Annotated in this window: 20 protein-coding genes and 1 pseudogene; 16 read left to right on the top strand and 5 right to left on the bottom strand. The window is 64.2% G+C overall.

The window, feature by feature from the left end; translation table 11 throughout:
* Nucleotides 1-90 precede the first annotated feature (90 nt).
* A complete protein-coding gene (locus ACE103_RS27755; protein WP_092115454.1) occupies nucleotides 91-411 on the top strand; it encodes a 2Fe-2S iron-sulfur cluster-binding protein in 321 nt (106 codons plus the stop codon).
* 104 nt (nucleotides 412-515) lie between these two features.
* Here ACE103_RS27755 and ACE103_RS27750 read toward each other — a convergent pair whose 3' ends face one another.
* A complete protein-coding gene (locus tag ACE103_RS27750) occupies nucleotides 516-977 on the bottom strand; it encodes a thioesterase family protein (protein WP_223970153.1) in 462 nt (153 codons plus the stop codon).
* A gap of 162 nt (nucleotides 978-1139) precedes the next feature.
* Here ACE103_RS27750 and ACE103_RS27745 point away from each other — a divergent pair, with 162 nt between their 5' ends.
* Both ACE103_RS27745 and ACE103_RS27740 read left to right on the top strand, forming a co-directional pair.
* Nucleotides 1140-2168, top strand: a complete 1029-nt coding sequence (locus ACE103_RS27745; protein ID WP_223970154.1) for an NAD(P)/FAD-dependent oxidoreductase — start codon at nucleotides 1140-1142, stop codon at nucleotides 2166-2168.
* Nucleotides 2169-2295: 127 nt separating this feature from the next.
* Entirely contained in the window at nucleotides 2296-2871 is a 576-nt protein-coding gene (locus tag ACE103_RS27740) for a DUF2147 domain-containing protein (RefSeq protein ID WP_223970155.1), read from the top strand.
* Nucleotides 2872-2934: 63 nt separating this feature from the next.
* Here the strand turns inward: ACE103_RS27740 and ACE103_RS27735 are convergent, their stop codons facing one another.
* The gene (locus ACE103_RS27735) at nucleotides 2935-4881 is read right to left on the bottom strand and encodes a hypothetical protein (protein ID WP_375775643.1); all 1947 of its coding nucleotides are present in this window, start codon (nucleotides 4879-4881) and stop codon (nucleotides 2935-2937) included.
* 115 nt (nucleotides 4882-4996) lie between these two features.
* Nucleotides 4997-6073 carry a YbhN family protein gene (locus ACE103_RS27730; RefSeq protein ID WP_092115450.1) on the bottom strand — a complete coding sequence of 359 codons (1077 nt, stop codon included), beginning with the start codon at nucleotides 6071-6073 and terminating at the stop codon, nucleotides 4997-4999.
* Between the two features lie 616 nt (nucleotides 6074-6689).
* Between ACE103_RS27730 and ACE103_RS27725 the strand changes: the two genes are divergently transcribed.
* The 3 genes from ACE103_RS27725 to ACE103_RS27715 all read left to right on the top strand — a co-directional run bounded on the left by ACE103_RS27725 (nucleotide 6690) and on the right by ACE103_RS27715 (nucleotide 12743).
* Entirely contained in the window at nucleotides 6690-8108 is a 1419-nt protein-coding gene (locus ACE103_RS27725; protein WP_375775642.1) for an MFS transporter, read from the top strand.
* Nucleotides 8109-8186: 78 nt separating this feature from the next.
* Nucleotides 8187-10193, top strand: coding sequence for a S9 family peptidase (locus tag ACE103_RS27720; protein WP_375775641.1), 2007 nt, complete (start codon nucleotides 8187-8189; stop codon nucleotides 10191-10193).
* 147 nt (nucleotides 10194-10340) lie between these two features.
* Entirely contained in the window at nucleotides 10341-12743 is a 2403-nt protein-coding gene (locus tag ACE103_RS27715; RefSeq protein WP_375775640.1) for an EAL domain-containing protein, read from the top strand.
* On the opposite strand, the gene ACE103_RS27710 is transcribed toward ACE103_RS27715, so the two are convergent.
* Nucleotides 12740-13174 carry a hypothetical protein gene (locus ACE103_RS27710; RefSeq protein WP_223970159.1) on the bottom strand — a complete coding sequence of 145 codons (435 nt, stop codon included), beginning with the start codon at nucleotides 13172-13174 and terminating at the stop codon, nucleotides 12740-12742. The two genes, ACE103_RS27715 and ACE103_RS27710, sit on opposite strands and share 4 nt — an antisense overlap.
* A gap of 70 nt (nucleotides 13175-13244) precedes the next feature.
* Between ACE103_RS27710 and ACE103_RS27705 the strand changes: the two genes are divergently transcribed.
* The 3 genes and pseudogenes from ACE103_RS27705 (at nucleotide 13245) to ACE103_RS27695 (ending at nucleotide 14980) form a co-directional block, all read left to right on the top strand.
* Nucleotides 13245-13871 (top strand): hypothetical protein, encoded by a 627-nt coding sequence (locus ACE103_RS27705; protein WP_375775639.1) that lies wholly within the window; start codon nucleotides 13245-13247, stop codon nucleotides 13869-13871.
* 72 nt (nucleotides 13872-13943) lie between these two features.
* Nucleotides 13944-14536: pseudogene (locus ACE103_RS27700) on the top strand (YdcF family protein).
* 87 nt (nucleotides 14537-14623) lie between these two features.
* Entirely contained in the window at nucleotides 14624-14980 is a 357-nt protein-coding gene (locus ACE103_RS27695; RefSeq protein ID WP_375775638.1) for a hypothetical protein, read from the top strand.
* Between the two features lie 276 nt (nucleotides 14981-15256).
* Here ACE103_RS27695 and ACE103_RS27690 read toward each other — a convergent pair whose 3' ends face one another.
* Entirely contained in the window at nucleotides 15257-16600 is a 1344-nt protein-coding gene (locus tag ACE103_RS27690; protein WP_223970165.1) for a PLP-dependent aminotransferase family protein, read from the bottom strand.
* Nucleotides 16601-16847: 247 nt separating this feature from the next.
* Here ACE103_RS27690 and ACE103_RS27685 point away from each other — a divergent pair, with 247 nt between their 5' ends.
* The 7 genes from ACE103_RS27685 (at nucleotide 16848) to ACE103_RS27655 (ending at nucleotide 25397) form a co-directional block, all read left to right on the top strand.
* Nucleotides 16848-17018, top strand: a complete 171-nt coding sequence (locus ACE103_RS27685) for a DUF1127 domain-containing protein (RefSeq protein WP_375775637.1) — start codon at nucleotides 16848-16850, stop codon at nucleotides 17016-17018.
* Between the two features lie 254 nt (nucleotides 17019-17272).
* Nucleotides 17273-19816 carry an EAL domain-containing protein gene (locus tag ACE103_RS27680; protein ID WP_375775636.1) on the top strand — a complete coding sequence of 848 codons (2544 nt, stop codon included), beginning with the start codon at nucleotides 17273-17275 and terminating at the stop codon, nucleotides 19814-19816.
* A 420-nt stretch (nucleotides 19817-20236) separates the two neighbouring features.
* Nucleotides 20237-20362: a hypothetical protein gene (locus ACE103_RS27675; RefSeq protein WP_375775635.1), complete on the top strand. Its 126-nt coding sequence runs from the start codon at nucleotides 20237-20239 to the stop codon at nucleotides 20360-20362.
* A gap of 14 nt (nucleotides 20363-20376) precedes the next feature.
* Nucleotides 20377-21288 carry a hypothetical protein gene (locus tag ACE103_RS27670; RefSeq protein ID WP_375775634.1) on the top strand — a complete coding sequence of 304 codons (912 nt, stop codon included), beginning with the start codon at nucleotides 20377-20379 and terminating at the stop codon, nucleotides 21286-21288.
* Nucleotides 21289-21494: 206 nt separating this feature from the next.
* A complete protein-coding gene (locus ACE103_RS27665; RefSeq protein WP_375775633.1) occupies nucleotides 21495-22586 on the top strand; it encodes a helix-turn-helix domain-containing protein in 1092 nt (363 codons plus the stop codon).
* A gap of 33 nt (nucleotides 22587-22619) precedes the next feature.
* A complete protein-coding gene (locus ACE103_RS27660) occupies nucleotides 22620-23765 on the top strand; it encodes an acyltransferase family protein (protein WP_375775632.1) in 1146 nt (381 codons plus the stop codon).
* Nucleotides 23766-24011: 246 nt separating this feature from the next.
* Nucleotides 24012-25397, top strand: coding sequence for a serine hydrolase domain-containing protein (locus ACE103_RS27655; RefSeq protein ID WP_375775631.1), 1386 nt, complete (start codon nucleotides 24012-24014; stop codon nucleotides 25395-25397).
* The last annotated feature ends 201 nt before the right edge of the window (nucleotides 25398-25598 follow it).

Here is a 25598-nt window from a genome sequence, read left to right as displayed (position 1 = left end):
CCGCGCTAGCGCTGTGAAGATCGACCCGTTATACGACTGCCCGGGACCTTTCCAACCATCGTCCGGCGCATTCCGGCAGCACGAGCAATCATGGCCAAAATCCACTTTATCGACCATTCCGGAGAGAAACGCTCCATTGATATCGAGAACGGCGCGACGGTGATGGAAGGCGCGATCCGCAACGCCATTCCCGGCATTGAAGCCGAATGCGGTGGCGCCTGCGCCTGTGCGACCTGCCATGTCTATGTCGATGACGCGTGGCGCGAGAAGGTCGGCGCGCCGTCGCCGATGGAAGAAGACATGCTGGATTTCGGCTTCGACGTGCGTCCGAATTCCCGGCTGTCCTGCCAGATCAAGGTGACCGACGATCTCGACGGACTGGTCGTGTCGACGCCCGAGCGCCAAGCCTAGAGCCTTTCGTTCCGATTGAATCGGAACGAGGCTCTAGATCTTGTTTTGACGCGTTTTCTTCACGCGAACCGGTATCCACTTCGCTCGAAAACGCTCTGTCGTCTCTATTCGCCGTCCGGGTTCACACCGCGACGGACCCAGCGGCGGAAGTTCTCCTTGACCTCCGCCGGCAGCGGCGTCGGTCTGCGCGTGGTCTCATCGATCATCACGGTGACCGCCTTCGCCGACGCCACGCATCTCCCTTCCGAAAATACCACCTGATCGAAAGTGGTCGACGTCCGTCCGAACTTGACGAGACCGAGCCCGAGTTCGATCTGGCCCGGCCAGTGCAACTCGGCGCGGAAATGGATGTCGAGCCGTACCATGATCCAGCCAAGCCCGGCCGGCATCAGCCCCATGCTGAGGTCCTTCACCAGCGTGACACGGCCGGTTTCAAAATAGCTCGCATAGACGGCGTTGTTGACGTGCCCGTTCGGGTCGAGATCGGCAAAGCGCACATTGTCGGACAGGCGATAGGGAAAGTCTTCCAGGCGCAGCGCCTCGTCGGCGCGGACAGGGGCATTCACGAGGGGGATCTCCATCGGTTTCCCGCCCATACAGCCGAGTTACGCAGGCTCGGCAAGGGGTTGCCGCGCCAGCCACTGTCCCTATTATGCATGTCCCGATCCGGCCCATTTGGCTGGGCAGGCGAGAGCCGTCCAGTCGATCTCAACTGAAAAGAAGCGGACATGAGCGAAGCGATCAAGACCGATGTGCTGATTATTGGCGCGGGCCCCTGCGGTCTGTTCGCCGTGTTCGAACTGGGCCTGCTCGACATGAAGGTGCATCTGGTCGACATCCTCGACAAGATCGGCGGGCAGTGCGCCGAGCTCTATCCCGAGAAGCCGATCTACGACATTCCCGGCATTCCCTTTGTCACCGGCCAGGGCCTGACCGAGCAGCTGCTGGAGCAGATCAAGCCGTTCGGCCCGACCTTCCATCTCAACGAGATGGTGGAGAGCATCGAGAAGATCGGCGATCCGCTGTTCCGCGTGAAGACCGATGCCGGCAAGGAGTTCGAGGTCAAGGTCGTCGTGATCTCCGCGGGCGGCGGTTCGTTCCAGCCGAAGCGTCCGCCGGTGCCGGGCATCGAGGCCTATGAAGGCACGTCGGTGTTCTATGCCGTGCGCAAGATGGAGCAATTCCGCGACAAGAACATCCTGATCGTCGGCGGCGGCGACTCTGCGCTCGACTGGACGCTCAATCTGCATCCGATCGCCAAGCGCATCACGCTGCTGCATCGGCGCGACGATTTCCGCGCAGCGCCGCACAGCGTCGAGCAGATGCGCTCGCTGGTTGCCGACGGCAAGATGGATCTGAAGATCGGCCAGGTCACCGGGCTCGAGGGCGCCAACGGTCAACTCTCGGGCGCCGCGCTGAAGGCCAACGACAATGCGATGTCGACGATCGCCTGCGATACGATGCTGCCGTTCTTCGGGCTCACCATGAAGCTCGGTCCGGTCGCGAACTGGGGCGTGGCGCTGGAGAACAATCTGGTGCCGGTCGACACCGCAGCGTTCGAGACCAACGTTTCAGGCATCTTCGCGATCGGCGACATCAACACCTATCCGGGCAAGCTGAAGCTCATTCTGTCCGGCTTCCACGAGGGCGCGCTGATGGCGCAGAAGGCGCATCGCTACGTGTATCCGGACAAGCGCCTGGTGTTCCAGTACACAACCTCGTCATCAAGTTTGCAGAAGAAGCTTGGAGTGAACTGATTCCACTTCAGCAGCGACCAATGCCAGGGGCATGGGTCATTGACCGTGCGGCGCGGGTACTGGAACACTTCGCGAAATGGCCGTAGTCTGCTCGTAGTCGGGTTTGTCGATTGATCAGGTGATGATGATGCGGAACACGCTATCCAGACTTCGGCTGATCCTGGCGATCGCCTCGGCCTTTGCGCTAGCTGCTCCGCTTGCAGCTTCCGCGGCCGAGCTGTCGGCGGCCGGACTCTGGCAGAAGATCGAAGACGGCAAGCCCGAGGGCTGGTTCCTGGTGATCGAGCGCAACGGCCTGTTCGAAGGCATGATCGCAAAGATGTTCTCGGCGCCCGGCGATCCGCCCAATCCGGTCTGCTCGAAATGCACCGACGATCGCAAGGACATGCCGTGGCTTGGCATTCCCCTGATCCGCGACATGAAGCGCAACGGGCTCGCCTATGAAGGCGGCAACGTGCTCGATCCGCGCAACGGCAAGATCTATAAGGCCAAGATGACGCTGAGCGCCGATGGACAGACGCTAACCATGCGCGGCTATCTCGGCATCTCGCTGTTCGGCAAGGACGAGGTCTGGACCCGGCTGCCGGATACGGCGATGGCGCAGCTCGATCCTACAATCGTCGCCAAATATCTGCCCGCGCAAGCCGCAGCGATGAAGCCGCCGCCTCCGCCGGCGCCTTTGCCCGCGACGAAGCGGCACTAGGACCCTCATTGGGATCGGGTTCGTTCGCGGCCGCACGCGCGCGGCCTCGCGAGCGTGCAGCGTTCAGCGTTGCTCCGGTGCGGTCGGCAACGGCGCGACGGGCTCGGAAATCACCTCAGGCACCGTGGTGTTCAAGCGCAGCACGGCGGCGGCTGCGGGGACCGCAGCATCGGCCATCGCCGCATGACCTTCGGCGCTCGGATGCACCGCGCCGCCATACACCGCCGACAGAATGCCCCACGTCGCATCGTGGATGTCGGTAGGCTGCATCGACGACGGCAGCCCCTGCGGGTAGGTCATCGCCGCGAAATAGCTGTCATTGGCGTCGCGGATCCAGCGTGCACGCGGCAGATAGGCGCGGTATTCGCCGGCGCTGCGGCCGCATTTGAGCGGCTGACTGGCTGCGGCGACGATGTCGGAGACGAAGCTGTCGCCGTTGGCGGCGAAGCAGTCGCGGTCGAACTCCGGATCGGTCGACGCGCGTGCGCAGAAGCCGTGGCTTGCAAACGCATCCTGATGCGCATCGACGAAGGTCATGCGGTCGGCCTGCGGATTGCGGCAGATGATGCCGGACTGGCACTGCGCGATCGCCTTGAGCTGCGGAAGGAACTCGTTCTGCACGAAGCCCGAGACCGCGGCGAGCCGCTTCGGATCGGCGTTGAACGAGGGATGGATCTCGAAGCCGGCGCGGCCGCCGGGGCAGGGCGCGCCGCCATTGGCCAGCGCCGGATTGGCGTAGGCCGTGTAGACCACGTGCGAGAGGTCGCCGCCGACCAACGGCTTCAGCGCATCGCGCAGCTTGGCGAAATCGGCAGGCAGGTCGCGCGCCAAGGCTGAGCGGGCATCGTCGACGCTGGCCATCGAGCCGCCCTGGCTGAACAGTGCGCGTTCGGTCGGTGTGTCGACGATCACGTTGGCGACGAGGCCGGAGAAGTAGATGTCGTTGGCGCCGACCGACAGCAGCACGAGATCGAGCGTGCGGTCCGGCTGCCGGCGCTTGGCGGCTGCGAGTGCCGTGCGCAGCTCCGCGATCTGGCCGTTGACGGTGCCCGAGCAGGTGTTGGCGGTTTTCGTCGGCAGACATTCCCGCGCCTGTTGCGAGCCGAGCAGGCCGTCGGGGATGGTGGCGCCAGTGCAGGCCAGCGGCAGATAGGTCACCGCGATATGCGGATATTGCACGGCGAGCGCAAGCGCGGTGCGGGTCTGGTAGCTGTACAGCGAACGGTGACAGGCCGAGTTGAGCCACAGTGCGCTCTGGCGCTGCCAGTTGGTCAGGGTGTCCGGCGCTTCGCAGGCGCGGCCGCCTTTGAACCCGGCGCGGCTCGGCCGGTAATATTGCGCGCCGCCGAGATAGGAGCGGAAGCAGAACCCCTCGTCGGAGAGGGCGATGGCGCGATCGGGATTGCCTTCGCCGGATGCGATGCTGTCGCCGAGGCCGGCGATCAGCAAATCGCGTACCGCGATCTGGGTCGTCACGCGCTGGTTGGCATCCGAGCCGCTGGCGACGTCGACGGTCGCGACCGTGGTACGGCCATAGCGGACCCGCAGATTGACCGGCTCGGCGCAATCGAATGTCGAGGATTGCGGCCCGTCGCCGTCGTCGAACGACCAGGCGCAGGTCGCGCCGACCGGAACCGGACCCGCGAGCCGCACCACGATCGGGTGATCGATCGGCGTCAGATAGCTTTCCTTGACGTTGTCGCGGGTGCAGGGCTCGCTGACGCGGCCTTGCAGATCGATGCAGAGCCGGTTGACCGTGTTGCGCGCCCAGCCGCGGCCGTCGCTTTGCAGTTCCAGCGCCTGTTCCGAGGCCAGCACGCTGCGGCCGAGCCCGCCTTCGACATGCAGGCGGAAGTCGCGTTCCTCGCGGAACAGCCGGAAGCGGTTGCGGACCTCCCAGGAGATCGAGAGCTGGCTATCCTGCGCGTCCGCGGCCGAAGCCAATACCGCCGCGAGCGCGCTGCCGAGCAGCACGCTGCAGACCGTTGCACGAAACGAAAATCGAACCAAAGAGCCAATCATGGCGCGGTTTGACGCGAGTGGTACGGCGAAAATAAGAGAAGCGGCTGCAGAGACCAAAATCCGGGACCGAGACACCGGGGCGAGGGACCGATAACGTTCGCTGTTACCGTCTCAGCCGCCTGATCTGCTGCTGCCGGCTTTCGATCGGTTGCCGCACGGTCGCCGAAGCCGTGCAGGCTTGGCTGAGTCTTTTTCGTTCCTGCCATGGCCGCACCACGTTGAGCCACAGCTCGCGCATGCCCATGATCGAGATCGAGATCCCGAACGGGATCAGGAAATAGAGGATACGGAACACGACCAGCGTCGCCAGCAATTGCTCCTTGCTGAACTCCGGCAGCGCCACCAGCATCGCAGCGTCGAACACGCCGATCGAGCCGGGGGCGTGGCTCGCAAAGCCGAGCAGCGTCGCCAGGATGAACACCACCGCCAGCGAGACGAAGTCGATATGCGGCTCGGTCGGCATCAGGAGATACATTGCGAGCGCGCAGAACCCGAGATCGACCACGCCGATGATGATCTGCAGCAGCGTCAGCTTCGCCGAAGGCAGCACCACCTTCCAGCCGTTCTGGCCGAGCTCGCGGCGCTTCTCGCCGGTCAGGAGCCAGACGAAATAGGCGCCGATGCCGGCAAGGCAGCCGAGCGCGATCAGCCGGTTCATCGCCGGCGGCAGCAGGTCCATCGCCGATGCCGCCGCGGGGTGCCAGGCCATGCCGAAGCCGAGCACGAACAGATTGCCGAGCCAGAACGTCAGGCCCGAGAGAAAGCAGATCTTGGCGACGTCGATCGCGGAGAGGCCGTAGTCGGAATAGATCCGGAAGCGGATCGCGCCGCCGGTAAAGACGGTGGCGCCGATATTGTGGCCGATCGTGTAGCTGGTGAAGCTCGACAGCGCTGCGATGCGGTAGGGGACGTGGGTCTTGCCGATCGTGCGCAGCGCGAAGAAGTCATAGAAGGTCAGCGTGCAGAACGCCCCGACGACGCAGAGCGCCGCGAGCGCGATCCGGTGCGGCGCGATGTCAGTCAGCGCGGTGAGGATGATACCGGTGTCGACGCCCTTCAGGGTGTGGACCAGCGTCGTGACCGCGAACACGATGATGAGCACGCTCGCAGCGATCCCGAGCCGTTTCCAGCCGATCTTTTCCTTGAAGCCACGCCCAAGCGTGGTCAGCAGCCGAAGCATTCATCCTCCCGGCAGGGACAATTTCAGTGGGACCCGGTCACGAACAGCGACGGGTGACGGGCAACCGCACCGTACGCGATGACCCATAAGGCAAAACCGATGCGTTGTGCAGCCCTTGACAATCCAACCTTCGGCTCCCGTCCAGCGTTGTTGTCATACTGGCTACATATGTTCTCGCTCTGCGGAATGTGAGTCGCTGCCATGTCGTGGTCCGCGACGAGACCACTGCATGTTCCACCGTCCCTCAGCCGTTCCAGGCGATTTCGTCGGTATTTTTGCCGATTTCGCCGCTGTCGCAGCGGCACTGCGGAGCCGTCGGAGCGGAGCGAATAGACGATATGCATCAGCGTGGGGGAGGTCCGGGCCGGCTGCGGCGTTTACCAAAGTGTGAAGTCGCTGTGCGCAACTGCGTGATCGGGCTGTGGACCGCGGTTCGGGCCGCAATGAGGCGGCCGCGGGGCGGTCCGTAGGTCTATTGAGGCAAAACGCCGCGCACATCGCGCGGCCACATGGTCACGGCCGGCACCACGACGCCACACTTCGATCCGCAGCGAAGTATCATCGAGAAACGAAGACCTATCTCTCGCATTGGTTGCCGAGAAGCGAGGTCAAGACCATGCAACAGACATCCCTGAACCTCCGGCGCGTGCCGGACCAGCGCGCGGTGTCGCATCAGCAGCCGACCGGGCTTGCGGCGACGTTGACGCTCGCAGCGATGAGTCTCGGCTACGGCGTCGTGCAGCTCGACGTCACCATCGTCAACACGGCGCTCAACGCCATCGGCGGTTCGCTCGGCGGCGGCGTCGCCGAGCTGCAATGGGTGGTCAGCGCCTACACCATCGCGTTCGCCGCCTTCATCCTGACCGCGGGCGCGCTCGGCGACCGGATCGGCGCCAAGCGCATTTTCATGGCCGGCTTTGCCATCTTCACCGCGGCGTCGGTTGGCTGCGCCGTCGCGCCTGATGCCGTGACGCTGATCGCCGCGCGCTGCGTGCAGGGGCTGGCCGCGGCCATCCTGGTGCCGAACTCGCTCGCGCTGCTCCGCCACGCCTATGCGGACGAGAAGGCGCGGGGACGCGCGGTCGGCATCTGGGCCGCAGGCGCGAGCCTTGCGCTGACCGCGGGCCCGTTCGTCGGCGGCGGGCTGATCACGCTGGTCGGCTGGCGCGCGATCTTCATCGTCAATCTGCCGATCGGCCTGGCCGGGCTGTGGCTTGCCTGGCGCTTTGCCGGCGAAACCACGCGCCATCACCAGCACCGGCTCGATCTGCCGGGACAAATTGCGGCGATCGCCGCGCTCGGCATGCTGGCCGGCGCGCTCATCGAAGGCGGTGCGCTCGGCTGGGGCAATCCGTTCGTGGTCGCAGGCTTCGTTCTGGCGGCCGTCTTCTCCGTGCTGTTCGTCTGGCGTGAGGCGCGCGCCGCGCGGCCGATGTTGCCACTCTCGCTGTTCAGCCACCGGATGTTTGCTCTGACCTCACTGGTCGGCCTGCTGGTGAACGTTGCGTTCTACGGGCTGATCTTCGTGCTCAGCCTCTACTTCCAGCAGGTCAACGGGCTGTCGGCGCTCGCCACCGGCCTCGCGTTCGTGCCGATGCTCGGCGCCGTGCTGCCCGCCAATTTGATCGCGCCGCATGTCGCGGAGCGGATCGGCGCGCCGCGGACGATCGCGCTCGGCGCCGCGCTCTCGGCCTCCGGATGCCTGGCGATGCTGTTCATCGGTCCCGCTACCAGCTATCTCGCGATCTGCCTGCAACTGCTGGCGATCAGCGGCGGCCTCGGCCTGCTGGTGCCGCCCCTGACATCGGCGCTGCTCGGCAATGCCGAGCCGCAGCACGCCGGGATCGCGGCCGGGGTGCTGAACGCCACCCGGCAGACCGGCAGCGTGCTTGGTGTCGCGTTGTTCGGCTCGATGGTCAGCCGGTCCGCGGTCTTCATTTCCGGCCTGCATGCGGCACTCGTGATCTCCGCCGGCGTGCTGCTTGCCGCCGCCGCGCTGATCTGGATCGGAGCATCATCACAAGCGCGGCAATGAGCGAGGCCGTCGTTGCGCGGTCACGGCGCGGCATCTAACCTTGCGGCGTCGGGGACTGTCGCCGAGGGGGCTGACCAGATGCCTGCGCCGATCGACCGTCGTCTGCTGCTGCGCCGCGCCGCCATGCTCGGGGCCTCGCTGCCGTTTGCCAACCTGATCGCTCCGGCGCGCGGAGAGGCGTCCGCTCTGATCGCGCGCAGGGTGTTCTTCGACAATCCCGATTACATCAATGTCCGCCTCAGCCCGGACGGGACGCAGCTGTCCTATGTCGCGCCGCTCGACGGTGTGAACAATCTCTGGGTCGCCCCGCTGTCCGATCCCAAGGCGGCGCGGCCGGTGACCCGCGTCACCGATCGCAACATCTCGGCCGGCTATCGCTGGGCGCATACCAACCGCCATGTGGTGTTCTTCCGCGAGCGCGACGGCGACGAGAACTGGCGTGCCGCCAGCGTCGACATCACCGACGGCAAGATTGTGCCGTTGACGCCGGAAACCGGGGTCAAAGCCTTCTTGCAGGAGTCCGATCGCAGATTCCCCGAGGAGATGCTGCTGCGGCACAACCAGCGCGACAAGCGCTACTTCGACATGTACCGCGTCAACATCGTGACCGGCGCGAGCGCGCTCGTCTACGAGAACCACGACTATATCGCGCTGATCACCGACAGCACATTCCAGTTGCGGCTGGCGTCGCGCCTGATCGCAGACGGCTCCGCCGAGGTGTTCGAGCGCGGTCCGGACGGCAGCTGGGCGCCGTTCATGACGGTGCCGATCGCCGAGACCGATACGACCCAGCTGCTGGATTTCAGCGAGGACGGCAAGACGCTGTACCTGATCGATTCACGCGGCCGCGACAAGGCGGCGTTGTTCGCCCTCGACATGGCGACGCGCCAGACCACGCTGCTTGCCGCCGATGACGATGCCGACATCGTGCGGGCGATGTTCGACGAGAATCGCCGGCCATTGGCGGCGCTGGCGATCACGGACCGGATGCGCTGGCACGCCGTCGATCAGAGCGTCGCCAACGACCTCGCCGATCTCAGCCGCTATGGCGCGGGCGACATCAGCTTTGTCAGCAACAGCGACGATCGTCGGCTCGGCACGGTCCATTTCGAGCGCGACACCGAGAGCGGTGAATTCGCGCTGCTCGACCGCAAGACCCGTCAGGTGCGCAAGCTCTTCACCCAGCGCCACACGCTCGACGGCGTTGCACTGCGCAAGCTCGAGCCGGTCGTGATCCCCTCGCGCGATGGCCTGCGCCTCAACTGCTACCTGACCCGGCCGGTCGAAGCCGCGGCCGGACCGGTGCCGCTGGTGCTGGTGATCCATGGCGGGCCGTATTACCGCGACACCTGGGGGTTCAGCCCGGTCCATCAATGGCTCGCCAACCGCGGCTATGCGGTGCTTGCCGTCAACTACCGCGGCTCGACCGGCTTCGGCAAAGCCTTCATCACGGCCGCCGACCACGAATGGGGCGGCAAGATGCATGACGACCTGATCGACGCGGTCGATTGGGCGATCGCGCAAGGCATCGCCGATCCGAAGCGCGTCGGCTTCTTCGGCGGCAGCTATGGCGGCTACTCGGCGCTGGTCGCGGCGACCAAGACGCCCGATGTCTTCGCCTGCATCGTCGACCTGTTCGGCATCTCCAATCTCGTCACCTTCATGGCGACGATCCCGCCCTATTGGGGCCCGTGGATCAGCGTCTGGAAAAATCGGCTCGGCGATCCCGGCACCGAGACCGGTCGCGCGTTCCTGGTCGAACGTTCGCCGCTGACCCACATCGAGCGTGCGGTGAAACCGATCCTGATCGCGCAGGGCATGCGTGACGTGAGGGTCGTGGCGGCCGAATCCGAGCAGATGGTCAATGCGCTCAGGCAGCGCAGCGTCCCCGTGACCTACATCACATTTGCCGACGAGGGGCACGGTTTTGTGCGGCCGGAAAATCGGCTTGCCTTCTATGGCGTCACCGAAGCGTTCCTCGCCAAACATCTCGGCGGCAATTGCCAGCCGATCGGAAACGATTTCACCGGCTCATCGCTCAAGGTCGAGACCGGGGCTGAACTGGTGCCCGGGCTGCGCGGTTAGGGCCAATTACATCGGCGGATTGCGGTTTTCGCAGGTCGTCTCGCGTGCATTCAAGGCTTCTTCACCATGCGTGGAGCCTTGTTGCGGTGCGGTTACCGTTCGTACACGAATGCGCCTGTTTTTATGGGTCCATAAATGGGGCCTATAATGTATCGCGTTTTTACCTGTCTCACCCTGGAACATGACTGGCGGTTGCTCGTCCTCGGTGGTGTGATCTGTCTGCTCGCCAGCGCCGTCGCGATCAGCCTGTTTCACCGGGCGCGAGCGGCCGAAGGCCGGGCCCGCGAGATCTGGATCGGTCTCGATGCGGCGGTCGGCGGTTGCGGCATCTGGGCCACCCATTTCGTCGCCATGCTGGCCTACGATCCCGGCATCGAGGCCGGATACAACATTCCGATCACGCTGCTGTCGCTGGTGCTCGCGGTTGCGATCCTGGCCGTCGGCCTGGCGGTCGCAACGCTCAACGAACGTTGGCAGACGGTTGCGGCCGGTGGCGCGATCGTCGGCGTCGGTGTCGCGGCGATGCATTACACCGGCATGCTGGGGCTGGAGTTGCCCGCGCGCATTATCTGGTCGCCGGGCATCGTCATCGCATCGATCGTATTCGGAAGCCTGTTCGGCGCGATTGCGCTGGTCGTCGCCACGCGCGGCGAACGCCTTGGCACCACGGCGGCTGCGATCGGTCTTCTGACCGTTGCGATCGTCTCGCATCATTTCACCGGGATGGGTGCGGTGACGCTGGTGCCGGATCCGACCATCGCTCCCGACGGACTTGCGGTCTCGCCGCGCGTGCTCTCCTTCATGACCGCGGTTGCGGCCTTCGCGATCCTCGGCCTCTCGCTGATCGCCTCCATCCTCGATCGTCGCGCTAAGACCGAGCTTCACAAGCAGAAACTGGTGCTGGATACCGCGCTCGAGAACATGTCGCAGGGACTGTGCATGTTCGATGCCGACGGCCGCATCATGCTGTTCAACGAGCGCTACAGCGAGATCATGGGGCGCAATCGCGTGCCGCTGCAGGGACGCCTGTTGATCGACGTGCTGCAGGACCTGCATTCGATCGGTGAATGGGACGGTGAGCCCGAGGAATTCTGCAACGCGCTCGTCGCCGAGGCAAAGGCCGGCCACGGCGCGACGCGGATCGTCAGCCGCAACGAGCGCGCGATTCGTGTCGTCGATCAGCCGATGAAGGGCGGCGGCTGGGTCGCGACCTTCGAAGACATCACCGAATGGCAGCAGGCCCAGGAACAGATTTCACACATGGCGCGGCATGACGCGCTGACCAATTTGCCGAACCGGACGCTGTTCCGTGAGCAGCTCGAGAAGGCTTCGAGACTGGCCAAGCGCTCCGACCAGCTCGCGGTGCTGTGCCTCGACCTCGATCATTTCAAGGAGATCAACGACACGCTCGGACATCCGATCGGCGATGCGCTGCTGCGCGAGGTCGCGCGCCGGCTGGGCGAATGCGTAACCGAGCACGACACCGTGGCGCGGCTCGGCGGCGACGAATTCGCCATCGTGCAGTTCTGCAGCAACTGCGAGCCGTCGGTGGTGTCGTCGCTGGCAAGCGCGGTGGTCGAGCGGATCGCCGCACCCTATGAGATCGGGGGCCATCAGCTCGTGATCGGCGTCAGCATCGGCATCTCGCTCGCGCCCGAGGACGGCAAGGATCCCGACGAACTGCTGCAAAAGGCTGATCTCGCGCTCTACCGCGCCAAAGCCGACGGTCGCGGCACCTATCGGTTCTTCGAGACCGGGATGGATGCGCGGGCACAGGCGCGCCGTCTGCTCGAGCGCGACCTGCGGCTTGCGCTGCAGCGCGACGAGTTCGAGGTCTATTATCAGCCGATCCGTGATGTCGTGGGCGACCGGGTCGTCGCCTTCGAGGCGCTGGTGCGTTGGAATCATTCGCTGCGTGGCCTGATCGCGCCGAACAATTTCATTCCGGTCGCCGAGGAAACCGGGCTGATCGTTCCGCTGGGCGAGATCGTGCTGCGCAAGGCCTGCGCGGAGGCCGTGAGATGGCCTGCGGACATCGCGGTCGCCGTCAACCTGTCTCCGGTGCAGTTCAAGAATCCGAACCTGGTGTCGTCGGTGAAGGCGGCGCTGGAGGCGTCAGGCCTGTCGGCGGACCGGCTCGAGCTCGAGATCACCGAATCGGTGCTGCTGCAGAACAGCGAGGCGACGCTCGCGGTGCTGCATGAGCTGCGCGGTTTCGGCGTCCGGATCTCGCTGGACGATTTCGGCACCGGCTATTCCTCGCTGAGCTATCTGCGCAGCTTCCCCTTCGACAAGATCAAGATCGACCGTTCCTTCGTGACGGACCTTGCGACGCGCGAGGACTCGATGGCGATCGTGCGCGCCGTCACCGGTCTCGGCAAAAGCCTCGGCATCGTCACCACCGCCGAGGGAGTCGAGACCGATACCCAGTTCGACCTGCTGCGTCAGGAAGGCTGCACGCAGGCGCAGGGCTACCTGTTCAGCCCGCCGCGGCCGGCGGCTGACGTCGCCAAGATGTTGCGCCGGGCGCCGGAACGATCGGTCGCCTAGCTCCTGCGCTGGGCAAAATAGGCACCGCAAAACGCCATCACCGCGCCGAGGCACAGGGCGGCGAGACCGGCGAGCACGGCGGAAATGGTCGAGACCGTGCTCGGCGCCGCCGCGGCCTGGCCGGCGCCGGCCAGCATCAGCACGCCGACGACGATCAGGAACTGCCGCATCCGCTGCGGGATCTGGCCGGCCGCCGCACTGTGCATCAGATTGGCGGTGAAGTAGCCACCCGAAAACCCGACGCTCGCGATCAGCCACCAAGCGATCGCCGCGCCTGCCGGCATGAACTCGTGGGTATCGGAGCGCCACAGGCCGCCGAGATCCAGCCCGTAGCGCGCGCCCAGCATGTGCACGGCAAGCGCCAGCAGCACGCCGGATATCATCGCGCCGCCGAGGATGAGGTAACGTGGAAAATAGGTCGTCTCAGGCATGGCTCGCTTGTAGGATAGGCGTGACATCCCATGCAAGCGCGCGGATGCGTCTGAACAGGTGGAACGGCGGTTGCCAACAACGTTGCAGGACCGGTCGGAGGCAGGCGAGGGTTCGCCGGTGCGCTATGCCTACAAGGCCTCATTGGTCGGCTCGGCGCACCAGTTCGAGCTGACCGGGGCCGGGCTGTCGTGGCGGATCGCCGGCAGGTCGGGCGTGTGGGATTACAAAGACATCTCCGCCGTCAAACTGTCCTACCGTCCGGTCTCGATGCAGCAGCAGCGGTTTCGCGCCGATATCGACAACGCCAAAGGCGGGCGGATCGCGATCCTGTCGACCACCTGGCAGACCGCGACGCTGGTCGCGCCGCAAGGACATCTCTACCGCGAATTCATCGTCGAGCTGCATCGCCGGATGCAGGCGGCGGGCAGCACGGCGAGGCTGGTCGGAGGCCTCGGGCCGAAGACATATACCGCCGCGCTGGCGCTGCTGGCGTGTCTTGCGGTGGCAATGACCGGATTGCTGGTGATGGCGCTGCTGGCTGCGAACTGGATGGGCGCGCTGTTCCTGGTCGGCTTTGCCGCGCTGTTCACCTGGCAGGTCGGCGGCTTCGTCACCCGCAACCGCCCGCGGCGCTACAGCTTCGATCAGTTGCCCGATGCGCTCTTGCCGAAGGCTGATCGCAATCAAGCGCAATGAAATGTGACTTCGTGCGGCCGTCCGTGCGCGGCATCGTCGGCGCATGGTGTGGCCGGCGGAGCGAGCATCGGGATGGACGATCGAAGTTTGCGGATGCCGTCACGCGCGGAGATCGCCGCGATCAATGCCCGGCACCTGATCGAGACGCCGCTCAAGCCCGCCGATCTGCTGTTCGTGTTCGGCACACGCGGCGATGTTGCCGGTCGGGTCGACGCGGCGGTCCGGCTCTGGCGCGACGGCTTTGCGCGCTGGTCGATCGTCAGTGGTGGCGTGACGCCGGGCGACGACCGCTCGGAATGCGAGATCATCAAGGCTGCGATGGTGGCGGGCGACGTACCCGCCGAGCGGATTCTTGAGGAGCATCGCGCGCACAACACTGGCGAGAACGTGATCTTCTCGCTGCCGGTGATCGACGCGGCGTTGGGGCTCGCCAATATCAGGAGCGTGATCTGCCTCGGCAACAGCTGGACCGCGCGGCGCTATCCGATGACGCTGCACCGGCACTGGCCGGAGGTCGAGAAGATGCTGGTGACGGTAGATCATTTTGCGGTGCCGCGTACGCATTGGCACACATTCCCGAGTTTCGCCGCCGGGTCCTCAGCGAATGGGACAAGATCGAGCCGTACAAGGCGAGGGGGTTCATCGCGGAATGGCCGGTTGCCTGAAGGCACCGCTCGCGACCGAACTGTAAGCAGGCTGTAAGCAACGCGCTGTAAACTCGGCGCCTGATCTGCTTTTGGCTGGAGTGTCAGATGACAATCCGGACTCCATTCTTGGCTCTATGCCTCGTGCTCCTGAGCATCGCCCCGGCTCTTTCCAAGGGCAGCGTAGGCAACAAACATGATCCGCTTGACCACAATCACGTCGACAACCTGCCCCTCGATGTGCGGCAGTACGTTGCCGGAATTTGCAAGGGCACGCCTGTCGCACAGCACGACTTCGCGACCTACTCGCCGCAAGAAAAGCGCTGGCGGATCAACCTCGAATATCTGCAGTGCGGCGTGATCGGGGAATATCGCAGAGGCAACCAATGCCTGGATGTGGACTTCGTCGCCGAGGGCGGGCATTTTCGTCTCGCCAGAAAGACCTATGCGGCCTGTGGCTTTTGAAGCCTAGCGCTCCGACCACCACGAATAGGCCGCTGCAACAGCTGTGATCGCGAGCGCGACCAGTATCCAGTTCTGAACTGTTGCGCCGCTTACGAGCCAATCGCCCATCAGAGCCCCCTTGCGCGACGCTACCTTCCGCCGCTGACGGGGGACTTACGGGGCGCTGACGACGTATCGGGCCGAGGTCGTGCTCGACAAGAATTGCGGAGGTGAGAGTGTTCACCGGACTGCTATTGCGGACGGAAGCAGGCCGCTACCCCGCGTGCAGATGCGACGTCATTCCGTCGAATCAAAATCCTCCTCGGTCGCGCTCAGCATTCCCGCCAAGGTCCGCAGGCCGAGGTCGAGTTGCTCCATCGGCGGCGCGGCAAGCGCGAGCCGCACCGCATTGGGCGCGTGCCCCGGCGTGGCGGCGAAGGTTGTCGACGGCGTCAGTGCGATGTCGCGTCGCGCCGCCGCCGCGACCAGGGTCTGCGAGCGCCAGTGCGGCGGCAAGGTCAGCCACAGATGATAGGATTTCGGGTTGGTCTGGATCTCGAAATCGGCCAGATGCTTGGCCGCGATCTGCTGGCGGCGGCCGGCGTCGATCCGCTTCAGTCGTGACAGTTCGGCGGCGGTGCCGTCGGCCATCAGACGCTGCCCTGCGGCGAAGGCGTAGCCCGATGCGGTCCAGCCGCCCGAGCGCACCGCGGCCATGATGTTTTCGCGCAGCCGCGGCGGCGGGACGATGAAGCCGAGCGCGAGACCGGGTGCGACCTTCTTCGACAAGCTGTCGAGCACGATGCAGCTGTCCGGCGCGAGCGCGGCGAGCGGCACCTCATCGTCGAGGAATCCGTAGACGCCATCCTCGATGACGACCAGGCCGAGCTTCTCCACCACGCGCAACAGCTCGGCGCGGCGCTCGGCCGGCATCGTGATGCTGAGCGGGTTCTGGATCGTGGGCTGGATGTAGAGCGCGGACAGATGCGCCTCGCGGTGCGCCTTCTGCACTGCGTCGGGGCGCACGCCGTGCTCGTCCATCGCGAGCGGCACCAGCGCGATGCCGAGCCGTGCGGCAATGCCTTTGACGAAAGGATAGGTCAGCGCCTCGACGCCGCAGCGTCCGCCCGGCGGCACGACGGCGGCGAGCGCCGAGGCGATGCATTGCCGGCCATTGGCGGTGAACACGATCTGGTCGGGATTCGGCGCCCAGCTCTTGCGCGTCAGGAATTCCGCGGAAATGGTTCGCGCCGCCCGCGTGCCGAAACTGGTCGCCGGCCGCAGCGCGCCCTCGAGCACTTCGGGCCGCTCCAGCCCTTCGAGGCTCTTGGCGATCATCGTCGCCTGATGCGGCAGCAGCGGATAGTTGAATTCGAGGTCGATGCGCGCGCCGCGCGGTTCGGGCGGAGCGGCGATGCCGCGACGCGCTTCGCCGGATACGAAGGTGCCGCGGCCGACTTCACCGACCACCAGCCCGCGCCGCAACAGCTCGGTATAGACCCGGCTCGCGGTCGAGACCGCGATGTTGCGGTCATAGGCGAAATGGCGCTGCGGCGGCAGGCGGTCGCCCGCCTTCAGTGCGCCGCTGGCGATCTCGGCGGCCACCGCATCCGCCAGCTTCAGATATTCGAACCGCGACATTATTGCACCGAGAGCAATGTTTTACTTGCTCCGAGCAATGTACCGGATCATTTAAGAGGGAACAAGCCCATGATTGCACCGAAGAGCGCGCAAGCGATCCGAGGTTACGACGGCGCAGGTGTCGAAACGACATTTGCGTCAACGGCATAGCTTTGCCGTTTGGGCATCGAAGGAGATGACAATGACGATGATATCCTCAGCCGCCGCATCGCCCGCGCGGTCCATTAAGTTGGGCGGATTGCTCCGATTGCTCCGATCGTGGGGCGATGCACTCGCGACCTATTGGGTGCGCCGCGAGGCGATCAAGACGCTGCGGCAGCTCGATGACCGGACGCTGCGCGATATCGGAATCTCGCGCTGCCAGATCGAGCCCGCCGTCACCGGTGATTTCGATATCGAGCTGGTGCGCATCCGCTGAGCAGCGGCGTGGTGCGACGGCTTCGCGTGATCGGAGCGGTCGCATCGCAGACGGCCGCGATGGTCCATGTGTTTGAGCGTGGCGAAGGACTGTTCAGATTGGGCCGCGCCCCGGACACCAGGCCGGTTGCAGAATTCACCGAAACTACACCAAAGATGCGGAAGAGCCTCGGTATGTGATCGCCGTCGCTGCAAGGTTGTGACGCTCCATGCTAGCGTATTGGTTGCGTACGCTAGCGTTGTAGTTGGGGACCGATGGCCGCTCGCAAATTGTCGCAAGGGCAGGCCCCGACCCGGGAAGCGCGCCGCCGCTGGCACGAGGAGCGGTCGCTGCGGTGCGCCATCAGATTGGCCCGCATGGGCTACTGGGAATCGCAGAGCGCCGCCGCGACCGATCTCTGGATATCGCCCGAGCTTGCTGCCTTCTACGAATTCGAGACGGTCGACGGCTACATCCCCATCGCCACGGTGCGCGCGCGCTATTTGCCCGAGAGCCGGAAGGTCCTGGAGGCGCATTACGCGGCCTGCTGGGCGGAGGGACAGCCCTATGCGGTGCGGACGAGGCTCCGCAGCTCCGATGGCAGCGTGCTCGACTGCGTGGTGCAGGGCGAGCCGGAATTCGACGCGCGCGGTCAGGTCCGGCGCGTGTCCGGCATCGTCCGCGACGTCACGGAAGAGACGTCCGCGCTGCGGCGCCTGACGGAGAGCGAGCAACGGCTGGCCGATTTTGTCTCGACCGCCTCGGACTGGTGCTGGGAGAGCGACGCCGCCCACCGGCTGCTGCCCTATCCCAAATCGCTGGCCGGCAATGCGGCCTTCCAGACGGTGGCCTCCGGCGGCAAGGCGCGCTGGGAACTGGCTTATGCGCCCGAGGACGGCGAGGCCATGGCGCGGCACCGGGCCGACATGGAGGCCCATCGCCCTTTTCGCGACTTCATCTATACCCTGATCGGCCAGGACGGCTCGCGCGTCAGTATCTGCACCAGCGGCAAGCCGATCTACGCCGATGATGGCAGCTTTCTCGGCTATCGCGGCACGTCCAGCGACATCACCCAGCTCAGGGCGGCCAAGGCGTTGCTCGACCAGCGCACGCGGGCGCTGGAGGAAGCCCACCGGCTCGGCAAGATCGGCACCTGGGGCTACCGCCTGGACACCGGCCGCACGACCTGGGCGCCCGAGCTCTACCAACTGCTCGGCTTCGACCCCGACACGTTCGAGCCGACCGACGAGAGCATGGGCCCCTATTTCCTGGACGGCGACGCCGACCGCTTCAAGGACCTGCAGAGGAGGGTCGTCCGCACCCGAAGGACCGAGGCCACCGACCTGCGCATCCTGCACGCGGACGGCACAGCCCGCGATCTGGCTGTCATCTGCAAGGCGGAGATCGCCCACGACAAGGTTATCGGCATCATCGGCACCGTGCAGGACGTCACCGAGCGCAAGGAGGCCGAACGCCAGCTCGAGCAGCTCGCCTATACCGACCCTTTGACCGGCCTCGCCAATCGCGCGCTGTTCACGCGCCAGCTTGCAGCATCGATCGAGGGCTGCACCCGGCAAAACCGACGCGCCGCGCTGCTGCTCATCGACCTCGACCGCTTCAAGGAGGTCAACGATTCCCTCGGCCATGCCGCCGGCGACAAATTGCTGATCCAGGTGGCGGCTGCGCTGCGGCAGGAGTTGGGGCCGCGCGCCTTCATCGCCCGGCTCGGCGGCGACGAATTCGCCGTGCTGGCGGAGGGATGCGGCACGTCCGACATAGCGCTCACCAGGCTTGCTGATCGGCTCATCGGCAAGCTGTCCGTCCCGGTCGATCTCGCCGAGGGCGAGGCCTTTGTCGGCGCCACCATCGGCATCGCTCGCCTGCCGGAGCATGGGGCGACGGCGGAGACCGCTGTGCGCAATGCGGACCTGGCGCTCTATATGGCCAAGGAGGCCGGGCGCGGCCGCGCGCAACTGTTCGAGCCGGTCTATGCCCAGGCCGTCGATCAAAGGCTCGATCTCGGCCGGCATCTGCGCCACGCGGTTGAGGCCGGCACCCTCGAGGCCCACTACCAGCCGCAGGTGGACCTGAGGACCGGCCGCGTCACCAGCTTCGAAGCGCTGCTGCGCTGGACCCATCCCGAGCGCGGACCAATCTCGCCGGCCGAGTTCATCCCGATCGCCGAAAGCACCGGGCTCATCGTCGATCTCGGCCTGTGGGTGCTGCGCGAGGCCTGCCGGCAAGGCCGCGCCTGGCTCGATGCCGGGTTGCCGCCGCGCTCCGTCTCGGTCAACGTCTCACCGGCGCAGATCTGGAACGTGGATTTCGATGCGGCCGTCTCGGCGGTGTTGGCTGAGACCGGCTTTCCGGCGAAGCTGCTCTGCCTCGAGCTGACCGAAAGCCTGTTCGTCGATCATACCGAGCAGCGGATCAGCCGCACGCTGACGGCGCTCTCCGGTCTCGGCGTCCGGCTGGCGCTCGACGATTTCGGCTCGGGCTATTCCTCACTCGGCTATCTGACGCGCCTGCCGTTCCACTGGCTGAAGGTGGACCGCGCCTTCGTGGATGGCATTTCCACCGCGCCGGAGAAACGCAAGCTGCTCGGCGGCATCATCGCGCTGTCGCACGGGCTCGGCATGACCGTCGTGGCGGAGGGCGCCGAACTGCCGGCCGAAGTGGACGTGCTCGGCGGGCTCGATTGCGACCTGGTGCAGGGCTTCGTGTTTTCCCCGCCGGTCGCCGCCGACAAGGCGCCGCTGGTGGCCGCCGGCATCGAGCGCGAGGCGCGCCGGATCGAGCCAAAACGGAATCGCCTCTAGGCGAAAACTGCTTCCGCAGCATTCTTTTGCCCGTGGCTTTGCCTCGGATTGCGACAACTCCCCGCCGTGCAATCCTCCCGCGCTCCAGCGAAAAGAGCGCGGATAGGAAGCTATCTAATTGACCAAGCTATCAATTTCATCAGTCGGGCCTCTATCGACGCAACCGGGCATTGGCCTGACTCGTGAATCGCGCAGGGTTTCTCTCGTCTACTCAGACGCTTACTAATACGCCTGTGCACCGCGCGGGGCATCAGCGCTCTTTTCTCATGAGCGCTGATGGGCCGCCTCCTTTGACATCTTATTGATTCTACGTCGGTTCTCACTTTCCTCGCTAAGTCTGATTGCTTGAAGCGCGGATCGAATGTCACCCATAAGCAGCGCCCACTTGGGCCGCCGCATTCTCGCAGAGGGAGACAGATCGTGAGCGAAACACCGCGCATCGAATTCAAGTTTGTAGGAACATACGTTCATGCCGAAGGCATTGCAGGCATCATCGGAGCTGTTGCGATTGCCGCCATTGTGTTGGCTTTTTACTTTGGAAGTTGAAGCCGGAGACGCGAATGAAGCTCGGGAAGCTGATTGAGGAATACCGCGCGGACCCGGACTCGGACTTTCGCAAGCTCAAATACGAAGTCCGAGTCAAACACGAGCGATTGTTGTCGCGGATTGCTCGCGAACATGGGAGCAGTTCGCTCGAGCGTATTCGAACACGCAACTTGATCTCCTGGTACAACGAATGGCTCGGCGACGACGACAAGGTAGCAATGGCGCATTCGCTCGTGGGGCGGCTTCGTGTCCTGTTTCGATTTGGCGCGGCAATACTTGAAGACAAAGAGTGCGCCCGGCTGTTCGATGCACTATCGAGCGCCCGCTTTGAAATGATCGGTCCTCGCTATCAGACCATGACCTTAGATCAGGCCAACGCAATCCGCTTGGCGGCACACGGTCTTGGTTGGCCATCGATAGCACTCGCACAGGCGCTGCAGTTTGAGCTCCTGCTTAATCAAAGAGACGTGATCGGAGAATGGGTGCCCCTCACCGAAGAAGGCGTATCCGATGTTAGATGGCGAGAGCAAAAGTGGCTACGGGGCCTGCGCTGGTCGAACATCGATTCAAACAATGTGTTGCGGCACTCCGTTGGCAAACAACAGCGGCAGATCCAAGTCGACCTCCAGACGGCCCCTATGGTCATAGATGAACTGCAGTACGTGATCCACCGGACAACCAGCGGACCTCTCGTGATCAACGAGATCACCGCCATGCCGTGGAGCGCTGCAGAGTTTAGACGCAAGTGGCGCCTTGTCGCTAAGGAGGCTGGCGTACCTGACGACATCACCAACAGAGATAGTCGGCCTGCGGGTATGATTAGAGGAGGTGGTGAGCGAGCGCGCATAGTTCAGGGGGTTACGCTGCGAATGCTTCGAGAAAGCATCCGTGCATCGCGTCACAGAAATGAGCTGTTATCGGACTAGGGCGTGTACTCATGAACTCGCCGCGTCCCCTTTGGTCTCGAAAGCTGACGTTGAAGCCGACGTCGCTGCGTGTCGGCCTCGGGCCAACAAGCGCCATGGCAACCGGACGGTGATGAGCACATCGATGCAACGATCCGCCTTTCGCAGTGTCTTGAGGCCTTGCATCCGGTTATTGTTCAAGTCCGATAGGCTTTGAAGGGTCGTCAATGCTGCTCGAAACGGGGCTCCGAGGCGCCGCACTGGCGCTGCTCGGCTTACTTGCGATCATTGGTCTTCCTGGCACGCTTCGATCGTCGATCGGTCGCGCCACACTGCTATTCGACCTGTGCGTCATCGCGTTTCTCATCGAAACAGCTCCCGGAATACACGAAGAGCTCGTCTGGTGGATCATTCCACTGCGGATTCTCAGCAACTCAATCGCAGGCATCTTCGTTGTGTGGGCCGAGACAGTGTTCGGTGATGCATCCGCGGCGACGCCATGGCGGTGGGCGGTCTTCGTTGTCGTTTTGCCGCTCGCGGCCGTGGCAACCTTATCCGGCTCGAGCCTGGCGTGGAATGCGACGCATGCCGTGACGCTGATCGTGGTCGTCATCGAAACCGCTCGGGTACTTGCAGGACGTAAGGCAGACTTGGTTGAGGGGCGACGGCGCTTTCGGATTATTTTCGCCTGTGCTGTGGGTCTGGTCATTCTGGCAACAACGATGCTCGATGCAGCCGGTGTCCGCTGGCTCCCTGGGCTTTCGGCCGTGCTGGGCTTGGCCATAGTCGCCGCCATGACACGTCTGCGTGCTGTCTTGCCTGAGCCAACGCTTGAACCGGCGCCGGCTGCGCGAGCGGGCCTTACGATCCCCATCGCGGCAACGGAAATGAGCGCTGAGGAGCGCCAACTGGCGGAGCGGCTGCGACGGGCGATGGAGCAAGACCGTGCCTACCGCGACCCGGACCTCTCGGTGGATCGACTGGCCGAGCAGTTGGGAGTGCCTGAATATCGTCTCCGGCGAACGATCAACCAGCGCCTCGGCTATCGGAACTTCACTGATTTCGTCAACGAGCACAGGTTGAGAGAGGCGCGGGAGGCGTTGTCTGACCCCGCGCAATCGCGCGTCCCGGTCCTGACCATCGCCCTCGATGCCGGTTGGGGATCGATCGGTCCGTTTAATCGCGCCTTCAAGGGTCAAACCGGGCAGACCCCCACTGAGTTTCGCCGTCGCGCGCTGGCCGATTTCGCAATCGGCCATGTTTTGCCAGTATCAGCCAGGCCCGACGCGACTTCTGGCAAGACCCCGACCTCGGCTTAAGGCCTGATCCCGGCGCAAACCGGAGGACAGGTCATGCCTGGAGAGAGGCCGAGCCATCGCCTTTTATATATCGACAACCTGCGTTGGTCAGCGATCAGCATGGTTGTCGTCATGCACGCGGCCGTGACCTACTCGCCGTTTGGCGAGTGGTACTACCGTGAGCATCCGGAGCTGGGTATCGGAGCGAAGATTGCCTTCGCTGCCTATCAATCGTTCCAGCACGCGGTGGCAATGGGTCTGCTGTTCGGCCTCGCAGGCTTCTTTTCAGCCGGCGCCGTTGCACGCAATGGCGTCCGTAGCTTCATCTGCGAGCGGCTACAAAGACTTGGCCTGCCATTGCTGCTCTATGTGACCTTGATCGGTCCGCTGACCGAATATTTCGTCGCAGGGTCGTGGCGGTCGAACCCGCCGCGAACGTTCATCCAGGACTGGTGGCTGCACCTTCGTTCCGGGGAACTACTCGACGGCTCGGGACCCCTATGGTTCTGCCTGGTCCTTCTCCTGTTCTCCGGCGCCTACGCAGCGGTGTGCCAGGTGCGCCCGATACGGTTCGCTCCGCGTGATCCGCCTTCGGCAGGGGCCGTGTTAGGTTACGCGGCCCTGATTGCCATCGTGACCTTTGTCGTCGGCGCTGCTTTTCCGAACGCGACGACTGTTCTCAACATCGATGTGCACGACTTTCCGCAATACCCCTTCATGTACGTTGCCGGTATTGCCGCATGGAAAGGTGACTGGTTGCGCCAGATACCATCACGCGTCGGCAGGCGTTGGTTGTGGAATGGCATTTGGATCGGTGGTGCGCTGTGGATCATCCTCGTCGCTGCGGGCGGTGCCATGCGCGGCGACGTGTCCCCCTATGGCGGGGGCTGGCACTGGCAGGCTGCTGGCATCGACGCCTGGCGCTCATTCACCTGTCTTGCTCTCTCGCTTGGGGCAATCGTCCTCTACCGAGACCGCTTTGACGGCCAAGGACCCGTCGCTCGCTTCCTCACGCGCAGCGCGTTTGGCGTCTACGTCTTGCACGCGCCGATCCTGGTCGCGATTACGCGTTTGCTGCACTTTTTATCGGCTTCAATTGCCCTCAAGTTCGCGCTCGCCAGTCTGGGCGGCATCTTGGCAAGCTTTCTCATTGTCGGCTTTGTGGCCCGGCGAACGCCTGTTTTGCGTGCAGTTCTCTGAACGTCTGCTGTGGGTCAAAAGCCGCCTGTTGCGGCCAAACCGAGCAACGTCCGCTCTGCCCAAACGAGCTGACGTGCTGACAAGCGAGTGGACTTCGGCGGCGAGCCAACAAGAGATGTCGCTATGAGAACGCGTTGACGGGAATCCAATGAAAACACTTCAACAGGCGTTCTGCCTGGCTCCGTTCTAGCTTCGTTAATGAGTATTGTGCTGCGATCAGGCCAAGCTCGCAGTACGTGGGATCCAATGTATATTCGCCAGGTTGTTTTCGCCGTCGTGCTGCTCGGCGCTTTGGTTCGGTTCGGGGCTGCCGCAGCTGAAGATGGCTTCCCGGCAGCGGAGTGGGAGCGCGTCACCCCTGCAGAACTGGGTTGGTCAGAGACCGAATTGGCCCAAGCGCGATCCTTTTCGGATCAGATTCGCTCGAGCGCGGTTGTGATCGTTCAGCACGGAAAGGTGGTGGCCGAGTGGGGCGATACGACGAAGCCAACGGAGCTCGCTTCAATCCGCAAGAGCCTGCTCAGCGCCCTGATCGGCATCGCAGTGTCGGATCACCTGATCAACCTCGACAGCACGCTTGGCGAACTCGGCATCGACGATAATCCACCTGGCTTGACCGGGATCGAGAAGGGCGCGACGGTGCGCGAACTCCTCGAAGCGCGTTCCGGGGTCTACCACGCGGCGCTCTATGAGACGCCGGACATGGCCAAGATGAGACCGCCGCGCGGCAGCCACCCGCCCGGCACCTTCTGGTATTACAACAATTGGGACTTCAACGCGCTGGGCACGATCTACGAGCACGCAACCGGCAGCGGCATCTTCGAGGCGCTCGACCAAAAGATCGCAAAGCCAATCGGCCTGCAGGACTACCGGCAACAGGATGGCAGCTACGTCCGCGGCGAAGCGTCTATCCACCCTGCCTATGCGATCCGCATGAGCGCACGGGACTTGGCGCGTTTTGCACTTCTCTATCTGCACAAAGGCAATTGGGCCGGACACCGGATCGTGCCGCGGGAGTGGGTGGAAGAGAGCACGCGTGGCTATTCGAGAGCGACGTCCGGGATGGGCTATGGCTATCTCTGGTGGATCGGTTTTCTGGGCGGCGCCGTTGCGCCTACGGTGACTTTGCCGGAGGGCAGCTTTTTGGCCGAAGGGTTCGGTGGCCAATACGCCTTAGTCGTGCCCGCGCTCGACCTCGTCGTGGTGCATCGTGTCGACCAGGACATGCCGTTCACCGAGCCTTCTATGCGTAGCGTTGGCAGGCTCTTCTGGCTGATCCTGAAGGCCGAGGGCTATGATCCGGGGCCCGATGCCTCGCTCACCGCAGCGACCGGAGAACGACCGACAGGAGAGACCCTGGCCGCAAAATTCCAGGGCAAGACGATCAGCTTCGGTACCAGGCTCAAGGATGGTCCGTTCACAATGCGATTCGAGCCCGACGGCCGGATGACCTATCCGCACTGGAACGAGGCCCTTGGACCTGCAGCCGGGACATGGACGGTCGCGGAGGATAAGCTCTGTATCTTGGGTGCCAGACGTCGCTGCTACATTCCAGTGCTTAACGGTGAACAGATTGAGTTGTTCGACCAGCTTGGCGTCATGCAAATCGCCGGGGTGGCGCTGTCTCAGTAATCTGCATGCAGCAATCGGCTCGCGACGTCCGTTCAGGGTCAATCGCGTCGTTTTTTACAGTCGGCCAGCTATATCGAGCTTTCGATCCCGGATAAGCAGGCGCTGCTCGCGACCCTCGATCCCGTACGGCGGCTCGAAAGGGTTGGGGACCTTCTGCAGGGAACGCTTGAGGACAGCTAAGGGAGCCGCCCTTGTAGCCGA

Source organism: Bradyrhizobium sp. ma5 (assembly GCF_042258955.1).
In the GTDB taxonomy this organism is placed as follows: Bacteria; Pseudomonadota; Alphaproteobacteria; order Rhizobiales; family Xanthobacteraceae; genus Bradyrhizobium.
Note: the sequence above shows the minus strand (reverse complement) of the source record. Positions and strands in the feature narration are given on the sequence as shown.

Bases quoted from the DNA above. Each gene is read 5' to 3' on its own strand.
- ACE103_RS27755 (WP_092115454.1), top strand. From the start codon at position 91: ATGGCCAAAATCCACTTTATCGACCATTCCGGAGAGAAACGCTCCATT.
- ACE103_RS27745 (WP_223970154.1), top strand. From the start codon at position 1,140: ATGAGCGAAGCGATCAAGACCGATGTGCTGATTATTGGCGCGGGCCCC.
- ACE103_RS27740 (WP_223970155.1), top strand. From the start codon at position 2,296: ATGCGGAACACGCTATCCAGACTTCGGCTGATCCTGGCGATCGCCTCG.
- ACE103_RS27730 (WP_092115450.1), bottom strand. From the start codon at position 6,073: ATGCTTCGGCTGCTGACCACGCTTGGGCGTGGCTTCAAGGAAAAGATC.
- ACE103_RS27725 (WP_375775642.1), top strand. From the start codon at position 6,690: ATGCAACAGACATCCCTGAACCTCCGGCGCGTGCCGGACCAGCGCGCG.
- ACE103_RS27720 (WP_375775641.1), top strand. From the start codon at position 8,187: ATGCCTGCGCCGATCGACCGTCGTCTGCTGCTGCGCCGCGCCGCCATG.
- ACE103_RS27715 (WP_375775640.1), top strand. From the start codon at position 10,341: ATGTATCGCGTTTTTACCTGTCTCACCCTGGAACATGACTGGCGGTTG.
- ACE103_RS27710 (WP_223970159.1), bottom strand. From the start codon at position 13,174: ATGCCTGAGACGACCTATTTTCCACGTTACCTCATCCTCGGCGGCGCG.
- ACE103_RS27695 (WP_375775638.1), top strand. From the start codon at position 14,624: ATGACAATCCGGACTCCATTCTTGGCTCTATGCCTCGTGCTCCTGAGC.
- ACE103_RS27690 (WP_223970165.1), bottom strand. From the start codon at position 16,600: ATGTCGCGGTTCGAATATCTGAAGCTGGCGGATGCGGTGGCCGCCGAG.
- ACE103_RS27680 (WP_375775636.1), top strand. From the start codon at position 17,273: ATGGCCGCTCGCAAATTGTCGCAAGGGCAGGCCCCGACCCGGGAAGCG.
- ACE103_RS27670 (WP_375775634.1), top strand. From the start codon at position 20,377: ATGAAGCTCGGGAAGCTGATTGAGGAATACCGCGCGGACCCGGACTCG.
- ACE103_RS27665 (WP_375775633.1), top strand. From the start codon at position 21,495: ATGCTGCTCGAAACGGGGCTCCGAGGCGCCGCACTGGCGCTGCTCGGC.
- ACE103_RS27660 (WP_375775632.1), top strand. From the start codon at position 22,620: ATGCCTGGAGAGAGGCCGAGCCATCGCCTTTTATATATCGACAACCTG.
- ACE103_RS27655 (WP_375775631.1), top strand. From the start codon at position 24,012: ATGTATATTCGCCAGGTTGTTTTCGCCGTCGTGCTGCTCGGCGCTTTG.